We start from the raw sequence: 12,514 nt of genomic DNA on the forward strand, positions 1-12,514 counted from the left end.
GGAGGCCGTCGTGCTCGACATCGCCGCCGCCCTACTCGAGCGCGTCGAGACGGGCGGGAGCGTCGCCGTCGTCACGGTCACGCATGTCTTCGGCTCGGCTCCCCGCGCTCTCGGCTCCTCGATGGCGGTGGACGCGGAGGGACGCGCGATCGGCTCGATCTCCGGCGGCTGCGTCGAGGCGCAGGCGTACGCGCTGGCCCAGGAGGTGCTCGGCACCTCGGGCAGCGCGTCCGAGCACTTCGGCTTCGACGACGAGGCGGCCTTCGCCGCGGGCCTGTCCTGCGGGGGGCAGCTGCGCGTGTTCGGCCAGGTCGTCGACTCCGGCTGCACCGCGGTCCTCGCCGAGCTGCGCGCCGCCCGCGCCGGCCGCTCGGCCGCGCTGGCGATCGTCGTCGGCGGCCCGGAGGAGCTGGTCGGCCTCGTCCTCACCGGAGCGACGCGCCTTCAGGACGTCGTCGGCCCGCACCTGGACGAGGACACCGCCCGCCGCATCCTCGCCGAGCGCGAGGCGCGCCTGGCCTCCGGCCGCTCGGCCACGGTCGAGACCGCCTGCCGGGGCGCCGAGCTCGAGGTCGCCTACGTCGTGCACGCGGAGCGGCCGCGCCTGCTGATCTACGGCGCCGTCGACTTCTCCGCCGCGCTCTGCTCCGCAGGCTCCCTGCTCGGCTACCGCGTGACCGTCTGCGACGCGCGTCCGGTGTTCGCGACCGCCGAGCGCTTCCCGGGCGCGGACGAGGTCCTCGTCGAGTGGCCGTCCGACCACCTCGCCCGCGCCGAGGTCGACTCGCGCACCGTGATCGCGGTGCTCACGCACGACGAGAAGTTCGACATCCCGCTGCTCGAGACCGCGCTCGCGCTCCCGGTCGCCTACGTCGGCGCGATGGGATCGCGGCGCACCCACGAGCGGCGGCTGCGGCTGCTGCGCGAGGCGGGAGTGACGGAGGAGGCGCTCGCCCGGCTGCACTCGCCGATCGGCCTGGATATCGGCGCGTCGACGCCGGAGGAGACGGCCGTGTCGATCCTCGCGGAGGTCCTCGCCGCGCGCACGGGGACGTCCGGGGAGCCGCTCGCGGGGCGCTCGGGCCCGATCCACGCGGCGCGCTGAGCCGCACGTCCTTCCCTGACCACGCGCCGTCGTGATCGCGCCGGCCTGATCGCACTCCGGCGGGAAACGGCCGCGAAACACCGCGCTGCCATGCTCGGGGCATGCAGCGCCACGTCCTCACCGGAGCCCACGTCGCCACCGTCGACGCGCACGGGACCGAGCACCCCGTCGGCCACGTCGTCGTCGACGACTCCCGCATCGTCGCCGTCGGGGCCGGCGACCCTCCGGCATGGGCCCTCGACGGACGGTCGCCGACGGGTCTGCCGGCGCAGGAGGCGATCACGCTCACGCGGGTCGACGGCCGAGGCCACCTGCTCACACCCGGGCTCGTCAACACGCACCACCACCTCTACCAGTGGCTCACCCGCGGCTGGGCGCAGGACTCGATCCTCTTCGACTGGCTGGTCGCGCTCTACCCCGCCTGGTCCCGCATCGACGCCGACCTGACCCGCTCCGCCGCCCTCGGCGCGATGGGCGTCCTCGCCCGGTCCGGCTGCAGCACCGTCGCCGACCACCACTACGTCTTCCCGCGGGGCTCCGGCGACATCGTCGGCGGCATCGTCGACGCGGCCGGCACCCTCGGCCTCCGGCTGCACGCGACCCGCGGGTCGATGGACCTCGGCGAGTCCCGGGGCGGCCTCCCGCCGGACTTCGCCGTCGAGACCACGGCGGCCGCGCTCCAGGCCAGTGGAGAGGCGGTCCAGCGGTACCACGACGCCTCCGCCGACGCGATGGTGCGGGTCGCGATCGCCCCGTGCTCGCCCTTCTCGGTGACCACCGACCTGCTGCGCGAGTCGGCCGTCCTCGCCCGTCAGCTCGGGGTCCGGCTGCACACCCACGGCTCCGAGACCGTGGAGGAGGACGCCTACACGCGGGAGGCGTTCGGCCTCTCGCCCACCGACCACCTGGAGTCGCTCGGCTGGCTCGGCGACGACGTCTGGATGGCGCACTGCGTCCACCTCGACGCCGACGCGATCGCGAAGTTCGCGGCCACGGGCACCGGAGTCGCGCACTGCCCGTCCTCGAACGGCCGGCTCGCCGCGGGCATCGCGCCGATCCCGCAGCTGCTGGCGGCAGGAGCACCGGTCGGCCTCGGGGTGGACGGCGCGGCGTCGAACGAGTCCGGGCAGCTCGGCTCCGAGATCCGCGCCGCGGTCCTGATGAACCGCCTGCGCGCCGGCGCCGACCGGATGAGCGCCCGGCAGGCGCTCTCGGTCGCCACCATCGGCGGGGCCCGGGTGCTCGGCCGGCAGGACGAGATCGGCTCGATCGAGGTCGGCAAGCTCGCCGACCTCGCGCTCTGGCGGATCGACGGGATCGAGCACGCGGGCATCGCCGACCCGGTCGCGGCCCTCGCACTCGGAGCGCAGCCCCCGCTGAGCCTGCTCCTGGTGCAGGGTCGCCCGACGGTGCGGGAGGGACGGCTGGTGAACGCGGACGAGGACGCGATCGCCCGCGAGGTCGCCCGGGCGAGCACGGAGCTCGCGTCGCGCGTCTGAGCTGCGGCGGCCGATCGGCGCTCAGCCCGTCGTCGTTCAGCCGGGCGGCGCCTCCGCCGCGACGGTCGCGACCGGGGCGGCGTCCGGGTGCAGGAGCCGCCAGATCCGGTCGCGGGAGAGCGGCAGCTCGGTCGGCCGCACGCCGATCGCGTCGCGGACGGCGTTGGCGAGTGCGGGGGCGACCGGGTTGTAGGGCGCCTCGCTCATCGACTTCGCGCCGAACGGCCCGAGCTCGTCGGCGGTGTCCGCGAAGAGCACCTCGGTCTCGGGCACGTCCGCCATCTGCGGGATGTGGTAGTTCCGGAGGATCGCCGTGGTCACGGTGCCCTCGCCGTCGAGGATCACCTCCTCGTACAGCGCCGAGCCGATCGCCTGCGCCACTCCGCCCTCGACCTGCCCGCGGCACTGCGCCGGGTTGATCACGAAGCCGGCGTCGGCCGCCTGGACCGACTGCAGGATCCGCACCTCGCCCGTCGGCTCGTGCACCGCGACGCGGAACCCCTGGACGTTGAACGCGAGCGAGCGCTGAGCGCCGTCCTCGCTCCCGGTCGCGGTGACCGGTCCGCCGGCCGCGCGGACCAGATCGGCGAACGCGACCCGGGTGCCGTCCGGAGCGAGCAGGCCCTCGTCGTCGGGCTCGAAGGTCTCGTCGTGCCCGGTCAGCCGCTTGGCGAGCGCCTGCAGCTCGGCGAGGAGGCGCGTCGCGGCCGAGTGGACGGCCTTGCCCGCGACGACCGTGCCGGCGCTGCCGAACGCTCCGGTGTCGTAGCGGGCCGCGTCCGTGTCGGACTGGCGGATCCGCACCCGGTCGGCCGAGGCGCGGAAGGCGCTCGCGACCAGCTGCGTGTGCACGGTGGTGGTCCCGTTGCCGAACTCGGCCGTGCCGACGCCGATGGTCAGCACGCCCGCGGCGTCGACGGTGACGGTCGCCTCCGAGAAGTGGCCCCGCGGTGGGATGGTGGCGATCATCGCCAGTGCCGTGCCCTGCCCTGTCCGCCACCCCGGTCCGTCGGGGGCGGGGGAGCCGCCGCCGCCGGCCAGTGCCGCCTCGGTGAGGTCGAGGCACTGGTCGAGCCCGTAGGAGGCGAAGCCGATGTCGTCGCCCTCGACGTGCGTGACCACCAGCGGCTCGCCCGGGCGCACCGCGTTGATCCGCCGCAGCTCGAACGGGTCGATCCCGAGCTCGCGGGCGAGATCGTCCATCGCCGACTCGATGCCGAAGATCACCTGCCCGAGGCCGTAGCCGCGGAACGCTCCCGAGGGGAGGTTGTTCGTGTAGACGGCCTGCGCGTCGACGCGCTTGCTGGGCGCGCTGTAGACGGCGACCGACTCCGAGGTGCCGTGGAACATCACGCCGGGTCCGTGATTGCCGTAGGCGCCGGTGTCCGAGAGCACGTCCACGGCGAGGGCGGTCAGCCGTCCGTCGCGCCGGGCGCCGAGCGTGACGCCGACCCGCATCGGGTGTCGGCATGGGGCCATCGTGAACTCGTCGCTCCGGGTGAACTCGAACTGCACGGGCCGGCCGGTGGCGAGCACGGCGAGGGCGACGACGTCCTCCGTCAGGATCTCCTGCTTGCCGCCGAAGCCGCCGCCCACCCGTGCCGTGAAGACGCGGACGGTCGACGGATCGCGGTCGAACAGGCGCGCGATCTCGTCGCGCACGAGGAAGGGCACCTGCGTCGAGGTCCGCAGCACCAGCTCTCCGCCCTCGAGCCAGCCGATGGTGCCGTGGGTCTCGAGCGCCGTGTGCGCGACCCGGGAGGTCGAGTACCGGCCCTCGACGACCACGTCGGCCTCCGCGAGTCCGGCGGCCACGTCCCCGTACTCTCCGTGGAGCTCCGCGACGACGTTCGCCTCCGGCCGGGCGATGCGCGAGGCGATCGGATCCTTGTCGGCGTGCAGGAGCGGCGCGCCGGCCGAGCGCGCCTCCTCCGGGTCGAAGACGGCGGGCAGCACCTCGTAGTCGACCTCGACGGCGCGGCAGGCCGCCTCCGCCTCGGCCACCGACTCCGCGACCACCACGGCCACGCGCTGCCCGCGGAACCGGACGACGGTGTCGAGCATGCGAGTGTCGTCCGGGTCGTCGAGCCGGGACTCGTGGCGGGCGGTGGAGTAGAGGACGTCGGGGACGTCCTCGGCGGTGAGGACCGCGACGACGCCCCGCATCGCGCGGGCGGCGGTCGTGTCGATCGAGCGGATGCGCGCGTGGGCGTGCGGGCTCTGGACGACCTTCAGGTGCAGCAGGCCGGGCACGGCGACGTCGAGGGTGAACGGCTCGCGGCCCTGGACGATCCGCCGGCCGGCGGGCGCGCCGAGCGAGCGGCCGACCCGGGACTCCTCGGCCGACGGGCGACCGGTGCGGCGGACGGGGGTGAGACCCGACGGCGGGGTCGCGTGCCGTCCGCGGGCCGGGGCCTCCGTGCGATCCGCGCCGGACGGCTCGGCCGCGTGCGCGCCGTGCCCGGACGCGCAGGCGCCCGTCAGGGCCTCGCGGATGGGGCGGTAGCCCGTGCACCGGCAGAGGTTGCCCTTCATCAGCCGCGGCACGTCCTCGGCGCGGATTCCGTCGAGCGCCGTGGCCGTGACCACCATGCCGGCCGTGCAGAAGCCGCACTGGAACGCGCCGGCCTCGACGAACGCCTCCTGCACCGCGCTCGGCTCCTCGGGCGTGCCGAGGCCGGCCGCGGTCGTCACCTCCCGCCCCTCGACGCGGTGGGCGGGGTAGAGGCAGGAGTGGAACGGCGTCCCGTCGACGAGGACGGAGCAGGCGCCGCAGTCGCCGGCGTCGCACCCCTTCTTCACCTCGAAGTGCTCGTGGTCGCGGAGGAGGGTGCGCAGCACCTGGCCGGGGCGGGGGGAGGCGTCGACCGGCTCCCCGTTGACGGTGAACCTCATCGGGCGCCTCCGGTCAGCTCGGTGCGGATCTCCTCGGCGAGCACGCGGACGACGGCGTGGCGCCAGTCGGCGGCTCCGTGCGGGTCGGTGAACCAGGTCGCGACGCCGTCGACGGCCGCGGCGAGCTCGGCCGAGGAGGGAACGGCGGCGAAGCGGAGCCGCTCCGGCCGGACGGTCGCCGCGGTGATCGTGAGCACGAACGCGCCGTCGGTGTCGAGGCGGCCGATGACGACGGCGCCGGAGCGTCCGAGAGGGGAGAGCGCCGTCTTGCGGAACGCGGTGCGCGCCCGGAGGGAGGAGAGCGGGATCTCGATCGAGCGGATGACGTCGTCCTGGGCCAGGGAAGTGGTCGTGTTGCCGGTCACGAGCTCGGCGACCGGCACGGCGACGTCCGAGCCGTCGGCCCGCCAGACGAGGGCGGTGGCGTCGAGCGCGGCGGCGAGGCTGATCATCGGTCCTGCGGGCAGGGCGTTGGCGATGTTGCCGCCGACAGTGGCGACGTTCCAGATCTTGAAGGAGCCCAGCAGTGCCGTGCAGCACTGGAAGAAGAGCGGATGGGCGGTGTCGCCCGCGTCGGGCATCGCGGCGAGCTCGCTGAGCGTGCAGGTCGCCGCGATCGAGAGCCCGGCGTCCGTGCGCACGATCGGCTCCCAGGCGAATCCCTGCAGGTCGAGGAGCTCGTCGAGGTGGTCGTGGGGGAGGGAGAACACCCAGGAGCCGCCTCCGATGACCGCTGAGCGCGGCCCGCGGCCCGCCAGCTCGGAGCGCTCGCGCACCACCCGGACGCGCTGGATCGTGTTCAGGTCCATGCCGCGCCTCCGTCCCGCGCCCGTCGGGCGTCTCCCCCCAGTGAACCCCACCCGTGTGACGCCCGTGTTTCCCCACCCCGTCCTCCGGCGGCTCCGCTCCCCGTCCCTCCGGCGGATCCGCCATCCGCTGCGCCGCACCCCGGGCCCCGACCTTGCGGATCAGTGGGCGACCTCCCGATGTCGACCCGCCACCCCCTCGCTCTCCCCCCGAGCCGAACGATCGATCCGCGTGCCAGCGGATCGGTCTAGGCGCTCGCTCCCCGCTCTGCGAATCGCATCCACGCCGGAAAGCCGACTGCGCCGAGCCCGGCGGGGACGGGCTCGGAGATCAGGAAGGTCGAGCCGAACGATCGATCCGCGTGCCAGCGGATCGGTCTAGGCGGTCGCTCCCCGCTCTGCGAAACGTGACCACCCTCTCCGGCCGACCGCGTCGAGCCCGGCGGGGACGGGCTCGAAGGAAGATCAGCCGAGGCTCGCGACCCACTCCGAGCTGCCGTCGACGAAGGACTGCTCCTTCCAGATCGGCACCGACGCCTTGATGTCGTCGACCAGTGCCGCGCAGGCTTCGAAGGCCGCTGCGCGGTGGGCCGAGGCCACGGCGCAGGCGAGGGCGAGGTCGCCGACCACGAGGTCGCCGACCCGGTGCACGGCGGCGATCCGGACGTCGGGCCAGCGCTCGGCGATGCGGCGGGCGGAGGCGAGGAGTGCGGCGGGGGCGTCCGGGTGCGCCTCGTAGGACAGCCGGAGCACGCCGCGGCCCTCGTCGTGGTCGCGGACGACGCCCGCGAAGGTCACGACGGCGCCGTGCGTCGGGGAGTCGACCGCCTGCTCGCACTCGTCGACGGTGATGGCCTCGGCCGCGAGCCGGGCGAGGGCGACCGGCTCAGCGGGCATGGTCGCCGCCTCCGAGCTGATCGAGGAGGTGCCCGATCACCGGGTCGAGCACGTCGATCCCGTCGCGGACGCCGCCGGGGGAGCCGGGGAGGTTCACCACGACGGTGCGGCCGCTGACGCCGGCGAGCCCGCGGCTGAGCACGGCGGTCGGGACGTGGGCGGCGCCCTTGGCGCGCACCGCCTCGGCGAGGCCGGGCAGGGGCCTCTCCAGGAGGGGGGCGGTCTGCTCCGGGGTGACGTCGCTCGGGGCGACGCCCGTCCCGCCGGTGGTCACGACCACGTCGACTCCGCTGCCGATCGCGTCGGCGATCGCCTCGCCCACCGCGTCGCCGTCGGCCACGACGACCACCCGGGACTCCCAGCCGCGGGTGGTGAACCAGGCCTCCAGCGCCGGTCCCGTCCGGTCCTCGTACACGCCGGAGGCGGCACGGGTGGAGGCGACGACCGCCACCGCCCGCCGCGTCACGGGGTTCCTCCGCTCGTCCACGAGCCGCTCCTCCCGCCCGCCTTCGCGAGCACACGGATACCGGTGATCGCGGCACCGCGATCGACCGCCTTGATCATGTCGTAGACCGTGAGGGCTGCCACGCTGACCGCGGTCAGCGCCTCCATCTCGACGCCGGTGCGCCCGGTCGTGCGCACGCGCGCCTCGATCCGGACGCGGCTGTCCTGCGGCTCAAGGTCCACGTCGACGCCGTCCAGCGCCAGCGGGTGGCAGAGCGGGATGAGGGTCGAGGTCGCCTTCGCGCCGAGGATCCCGGCGATCCGCGCCACGCCGAGCGCTTCGCCCTTGGGCAGCTCGCCCTGCTTGAGGAGCCGCACCACGTAGGGCGAGGTCTCGACGTAGCCCTCGGCGACGGCGGTGCGCGCCGTGACCTCCTTCGCGCTCACATCGACCATGTGCACGGCTCCGTCGCCGCGCACATGGGTGAGCCGATCGCTCTCAGTCATCGATCCTCCAGATCTCGACCGTGTCGCCGGTCGCTGCGTGGTCCGTCCCGACGGGGACGTGGATGAGCACGGTGGAGCGGGCGTAGGACGCCAGCAGGTGCGAGCCGGGCCCGCCCACCGGGTGCACGAGGCCCTCGTCGTCGAGGACTCCGCGGCGGATCTGGTGCAGGTGCGCGGGCGAGTCGAGCGCCGTGCCGAGGCGCGCACGGCGCCGCGGCCGCTCGGCGGGCGTCCGTCCCGCGAGCGAGCGCAGCACGGGCCGGAGGAACACCTCGAACGAGACCAGGGCGCTCACCGGGTTCCCGGGAAGCGAGACCACCGGCAGGTGCAGCCCCTCGGCCACGCGCACGAGACCGAGGCCCTGTGGGCCGCCCGGCTGCATCTCGACGTGGCCGAACTCCGAGCCCGCCGGGCCGAGCGCGTCGCGGACGACCTCGTAGGCGCCCGCGCTGACACCGCCGACCGTGATCACCAGGTCGGCCGCGCCCGCGTGCTCTTCGAGCAGCGACAGGAGGTCCTCGGCCCGATCGCTCGTGCAGGCGGCGACGACGGGCAGCGCGCCCGCCTCGCGGACGGCCTCGGCCAGCAGGGCGCCGTTCGCGTCGTGGATCTGCGCCTCCTCGAGGACGGCGCCTGCGGGACGGATCTCGTTGCCGGTGGGGACGACGAGCACCCGGAGTCGCGGCAGCACCTCCGCCTCGGTCAGCCCGAGGGAGGCGAGGAGTCCGTAGTGGGCCGCGCGGAGGACCGTGCCGGCCGGGAGGGCGAGCTCGCCGCGGCGGGCGTCGCTGCCCCGGGCTCGGACGAAGGTCGCCGGCACCACCGGGTGCGCGAAGGCGACGCTGCCCGCCGCGGGGAAGCGCGGAGGATCGACGCGCTCGACCGGGACGACGGCGTCGGCCCCCTCAGGCAGCGGCGAGCCGGTCATGATCGGTGTCGCCGTGCCGGGCTCGTGCCGCGGCGCCCGGTCGCCCGCGGGGATCGGCGCCGAGACGGGCAGGGCGACGGGATGCTCCGGCGCCGCCGCGTCGAGGTCGGCCGCCCGCACCGCGAAGCCGTCCATCTGCGAGTTGTCGAAGCGCGGCAGGTCGAGCGGGGAGTCGACGGAGCGGGCGAGGACCCGCCGGTCGTACGCGCCCGGATCGGCGGCGACGGCGGCCGGCTCCAGGCTCAGCGTCTCGCGGGCACCCCGCGTGGCCAGCGGCGCGAGCAGCGCCCGCACCCGGGCGGCGTGCAGGTCGATCGAGGTCATCGTGTCCTCTCGCGAGCGGCGGAGCCCGACCGGCGGCGGGACCGAGTCCATCTTGCCGGGTCGCGCCCGGTTCCGCGGCGTAGTGTGAGCGGATGAGCACAGCACTGGGGATCCCGGGCTTCCGGCCCCGACAGCGCAGCGCGGTCCTCCCGGCCGACCGCCCCGCCACCCCGCTCCTCCTGGACACCTACGGGCGCGTCGCAGACGATCTGCGGATCTCGCTGACGGACAAGTGCAATCTGCGCTGCACCTACTGCATGCCGGCGGAGGGCCTGCCGTTCCAGCCGCCCGCGTCCCTCCTCAGCCGTGAGGAGATCCTCCGCCTCGCGCGCATCGCCGTGGAGCAGTTCGGCGTCCGCCAGATCCGCTTCACCGGCGGCGAGCCGCTCCTGCGCAAGGACCTCGTCGACATCATCCGCGACGTCGCCTCCCTCGACCCGCGCCCCGAGATCTCGCTCACCACGAACGCGATCGGCCTGTCGGGTCGGGCGGCGGCGCTCGCCGACGCGGGTCTGAACCGCGTCAACGTCTCGCTCGACTCGATCTGCGCCGAGACCTTCGCGAAGGTCACCCGTCGCCCGTTCCTCGACCGCGTGCTCGCGGGCATCGACGCGCTCGGTCCCGCCGGCCTGGACCAGACCAAGATCAACGCGGTGCTCCTGCCCGGGATCAACGACCACGAGGCCCCGGAGCTGCTCGCCTGGGCCCTCGCGGGGGGCCACCAGCTCCGCTTCATCGAGCAGATGGCGCTCGACGCCGACCACGGCTGGGACCGCGCGACCATGATCACCGCCGCGGACATCCGGGCGCTGCTCTCGGAGCGCTTCTCGCTCAGCCCGCACGCGGCCCCCCGTGACGGCGCCCCCGCCGAGCTCTTCGACGTCCGCGAGGCCGGGGGGTCCGAGGTGCTCGGCCAGGTGGGGATCATCGCGTCCGTCACCGAGAACTTCTGCGACGACTGCCGCCGCACCCGGCTCACCGCCGAGGGCGGTGTCCGCAGCTGCCTCTTCTCGAACGAGGAGACGGACCTGCTCGGCCCGATGCGCGCGGGCGCGGACGACCACGAGGTCGCCCAGCTCTGGCGCGGGGCGATGTGGGCCAAGCCCGCGGGACACGAGATGAACCGGGCGGGCTTCGTGCAGCCCGAGCGCACGATGAGCGCGATCGGCGGATGAGCATGCGGGTCCGCTACTTCGCGGCGGCCAAGGCCGCCCTCGGCCGTGGTTCCGACGAGCTCGACGAGGTGCCCGACCTGGGCGCTCTCGAGGAGAGACTCGTCGCCTCCGCGCCCTCGGCCGCCGACGTGCTCGCACGGTGCACCTACCTGGTCGACGGCGTGTCGACCGCGGACAGGGCCACGCCGCTGCGTCCCGATGCCGCGGTCGACGTCCTGCCGCCGTTCGCCGGCGGCTGACCCCGAAGAGCCCTCCGTGACGAGCCGTCCTCGACCGGACCGGTGCGTCCGCTCCGCGCGGTCCGCAGCAGGTGCGTCCGCGCTTCTGGAGGACGAAGCATCCCGAGGACGCACTGGTCCTGTCCCGCCGCACAGGGACCCGCGGGACGCCTCCCTCGGACCCGCGTGCGGCGGGGCAGGACCGGATCAGTGGCCGATCCCGTGCGTCACGGGCACAGGACGTTGGTCATCGTGTCGAGCACGTTGCGATTCTGCACGTCGCGGAATCCGAACGCCGAGGAGACTCCGGTGGCGACCAGCACGCCGCTGACGAAGGCCCGGCCGTCCCGGGTCACGTAGGCGTCCGGCGCGTAGATGGTGGCGTCGGAGGGCACACCGGAGGCGACGCGGATCTGCGGCTGCGTCCTGTCCGCGAACGCCCCGTACCGGACGAGAGCGCCGTTCTGGATCACGTCCACGACGTCACGGTTCTGTCGATCGCGGTAGGCGTCGGCACTGGTCACCCCGGTGGCGACCAGGATGCTGCTGTTGAAGAGGCGCCCGTCCGGCGTCAGGTGGTACGAGGGCGCCAAGGCCGTCGATCCTGCCGGAACGTTCCTGGCGTAGACCTGGTTCTTCGTGGAGTTGATGTAGCGGACGAGCTCCGAGCCGACGATCACGTCGATGACGTCGTTGTTGCTCTGGTCGCGGAAGGAGTCCGCGCTCGTCACTCCGGTGGTCACGAGGGCTCCGCCGGCGCGCCGCAGCTCGCCGTTCGGTGTGACGTAGAAGGCGGGCGCATGGACCGTCGATCCGGCCGGCACGCCGCTCCCGATGGCCTTCGGCGCGGCGTCTCCGGTGACGAAGCGGTAGAAGACGCCGTCGACCACGAAGTCGGCGACGTCGCGGTTCTGCTCGTCGCGGAAGCCCTGGACGCTGGTGACGCCGCGCGCGATCCGCCCCCCGCCGTGGTAGAGCTCGCCCGACTCCGTCAGGTAGTACCGGGGTCCGACGGTCTTGGCTCCCGAGGGCACGTTGCCGTTCGACTCCGGCGTCGTCCCTCCGCCGTCGGTGACGTACCGGACGGCGGTCCCCGTGGTCGCGGTGGTGCTCGCGGTCGCCGTCGCGCCCGCGGCGCCGGAGACGGCGGAGAGGGTGATGCCGTTCTGCGCCACGTTCCCGGCCGTGACCGGGATGCTCACGCGTCCGTCCGCGCCGGTCGTCGCCCTGACGGTCTGCGCGCCGCCGCTGGTCAGGCCGGCGGGGAGAGTGACGGTGACCGTGTCGCCGGCAGCGGGAGCACCGTTGGTCGTGGCGAGGACGGAGACCGTTCTCGTGGTGCAGGCGGGGAAGGAGTACGCCGGGGCGTCGAAGGCGAGGGTGAGGCCGGTGGACGCGGCGGCCGCGGGGGTCGCGACCGCCGCGGCGACGACGGGGACGGACCAGGCCGCACCCGACATGATCGTCCGCCGGGCGGGCCCCCCGCGGGTCGAGTCGATCCGCGGGGGGAGGGAGCGCGAGTGCGCTGCCGTCGGGTCCAGGGAGTTGGTGTCCGTCATGGTGTTCCTTTTCTTTCTTTCCTGCGAGGGGTGGTGGACGCGCCGATCCTGCCGAACGTCCGGCCTCCGGTCGACGCGGAACGGGCCGCGACGAGATTCCATGCCCGACCGTGGACGTTCCGTCGCGCCGCCGGGCCGGGGGAGCCGCTCAGGGCGC

11 protein-coding genes are annotated in these 12,514 nt (G+C 74.4%); 4 read left to right on the forward strand and 7 right to left on the reverse strand.

All coding sequences use genetic code 11. From position 1 onward, the window contains the following. Nucleotides 1-10: 10 nt before the first annotated feature. Nucleotides 11-1,105: an XdhC family protein gene (locus C5D66_RS00460; RefSeq protein ID WP_258061288.1), complete on the forward strand. Its 1,095-nt coding sequence runs from the start codon at nucleotides 11-13 to the stop codon at nucleotides 1,103-1,105. Nucleotides 1,106-1,206: 101 nt separating this feature from the next. Beyond that, nucleotides 1,207-2,604: an 8-oxoguanine deaminase gene (locus C5D66_RS00465; protein ID WP_104256298.1), complete on the forward strand. Its 1,398-nt coding sequence runs from the start codon at nucleotides 1,207-1,209 to the stop codon at nucleotides 2,602-2,604. Between the two features lie 36 nt (nucleotides 2,605-2,640). Here C5D66_RS00465 and C5D66_RS00470 read toward each other — a convergent pair whose 3' ends face one another. The 6 genes from C5D66_RS00470 to glp all read right to left on the reverse strand — a co-directional run bounded on the left by C5D66_RS00470 (nucleotide 2,641) and on the right by glp (nucleotide 9,405). Further along, nucleotides 2,641-5,499 (reverse strand): molybdopterin cofactor-binding domain-containing protein, encoded by a 2,859-nt coding sequence (locus C5D66_RS00470; protein WP_104256299.1) that lies wholly within the window; start codon nucleotides 5,497-5,499, stop codon nucleotides 2,641-2,643. Further along, complete coding sequence (locus C5D66_RS00475; protein ID WP_104256300.1) at nucleotides 5,496-6,308, reverse strand: FAD binding domain-containing protein; 813 nt, start codon at nucleotides 6,306-6,308, stop codon at nucleotides 5,496-5,498. Before C5D66_RS00475 ends, C5D66_RS00470 begins: the two co-directional genes overlap by 4 nt. A 462-nt stretch (nucleotides 6,309-6,770) precedes the next feature. Beyond that, on the reverse strand, nucleotides 6,771-7,202 hold the full coding sequence (locus C5D66_RS00480; RefSeq protein WP_104226891.1) for a molybdenum cofactor biosynthesis protein MoaE: 432 nt from the start codon (nucleotides 7,200-7,202) through the stop codon (nucleotides 6,771-6,773). Further along, nucleotides 7,192-7,689: a molybdenum cofactor biosynthesis protein B gene (locus C5D66_RS00485; RefSeq protein ID WP_244229433.1), complete on the reverse strand. Its 498-nt coding sequence runs from the start codon at nucleotides 7,687-7,689 to the stop codon at nucleotides 7,192-7,194. Before C5D66_RS00485 ends, C5D66_RS00480 begins: the two co-directional genes overlap by 11 nt. Further along, nucleotides 7,665-8,153 (reverse strand): cyclic pyranopterin monophosphate synthase MoaC, encoded by a 489-nt coding sequence (moaC, locus tag C5D66_RS00490; protein WP_104256301.1) that lies wholly within the window; start codon nucleotides 8,151-8,153, stop codon nucleotides 7,665-7,667. Before moaC ends, C5D66_RS00485 begins: the two co-directional genes overlap by 25 nt. Then, the gene (glp, locus tag C5D66_RS00495; RefSeq protein ID WP_104256316.1) at nucleotides 8,146-9,405 is read right to left on the reverse strand and encodes a gephyrin-like molybdotransferase Glp; all 1,260 of its coding nucleotides are present in this window, start codon (nucleotides 9,403-9,405) and stop codon (nucleotides 8,146-8,148) included. The genes moaC and glp overlap by 8 nt, the downstream gene beginning before the upstream one ends. Before the next feature lie 92 nt (nucleotides 9,406-9,497). Here glp and moaA point away from each other — a divergent pair, with 92 nt between their 5' ends. Both moaA and C5D66_RS00505 read left to right on the forward strand, forming a co-directional pair. Next, the gene (moaA, locus tag C5D66_RS00500) at nucleotides 9,498-10,580 is read left to right on the forward strand and encodes a GTP 3',8-cyclase MoaA (protein ID WP_104226889.1); all 1,083 of its coding nucleotides are present in this window, start codon (nucleotides 9,498-9,500) and stop codon (nucleotides 10,578-10,580) included. Then, nucleotides 10,577-10,819, forward strand: coding sequence for a MoaD/ThiS family protein (locus C5D66_RS00505; RefSeq protein WP_104223924.1), 243 nt, complete (start codon nucleotides 10,577-10,579; stop codon nucleotides 10,817-10,819). Before moaA ends, C5D66_RS00505 begins: the two co-directional genes overlap by 4 nt. Before the next feature lie 206 nt (nucleotides 10,820-11,025). Here C5D66_RS00505 and C5D66_RS00510 read toward each other — a convergent pair whose 3' ends face one another. Beyond that, nucleotides 11,026-12,357 carry a hypothetical protein gene (locus tag C5D66_RS00510; protein WP_104256302.1) on the reverse strand — a complete coding sequence of 444 codons (1,332 nt, stop codon included), beginning with the start codon at nucleotides 12,355-12,357 and terminating at the stop codon, nucleotides 11,026-11,028. Nucleotides 12,358-12,514 lie beyond the last annotated feature (157 nt).

This window comes from Rathayibacter sp. AY1B4, from assembly GCF_002932815.1.
Taxonomy (GTDB): Bacteria; Actinomycetota; Actinomycetes; order Actinomycetales; family Microbacteriaceae; genus Rathayibacter.

What these genes read in the sequence shown, in the direction of transcription:
- C5D66_RS00465 (WP_104256298.1), top strand. Translation starts at nt 1,207, where the DNA reads ATGCAGCGCCACGTCCTCACCGGAGCCCACGTCGCCACCGTCGACGCG.
- C5D66_RS00470 (WP_104256299.1), bottom strand. Translation starts at nt 5,499, where the DNA reads ATGAGGTTCACCGTCAACGGGGAGCCGGTCGACGCCTCCCCCCGCCCC.
- C5D66_RS00475 (WP_104256300.1), bottom strand. Translation starts at nt 6,308, where the DNA reads ATGGACCTGAACACGATCCAGCGCGTCCGGGTGGTGCGCGAGCGCTCC.
- C5D66_RS00480 (WP_104226891.1), bottom strand. Translation starts at nt 7,202, where the DNA reads ATGCCCGCTGAGCCGGTCGCCCTCGCCCGGCTCGCGGCCGAGGCCATC.
- moaC (WP_104256301.1), bottom strand. Translation starts at nt 8,153, where the DNA reads ATGACTGAGAGCGATCGGCTCACCCATGTGCGCGGCGACGGAGCCGTG.
- glp (WP_104256316.1), bottom strand. Translation starts at nt 9,405, where the DNA reads ATGACCTCGATCGACCTGCACGCCGCCCGGGTGCGGGCGCTGCTCGCG.
- moaA (WP_104226889.1), top strand. Translation starts at nt 9,498, where the DNA reads ATGAGCACAGCACTGGGGATCCCGGGCTTCCGGCCCCGACAGCGCAGC.
- C5D66_RS00505 (WP_104223924.1), top strand. Translation starts at nt 10,577, where the DNA reads ATGAGCATGCGGGTCCGCTACTTCGCGGCGGCCAAGGCCGCCCTCGGC.
- C5D66_RS00510 (WP_104256302.1), bottom strand. Translation starts at nt 12,357, where the DNA reads ATGACGGACACCAACTCCCTGGACCCGACGGCAGCGCACTCGCGCTCC.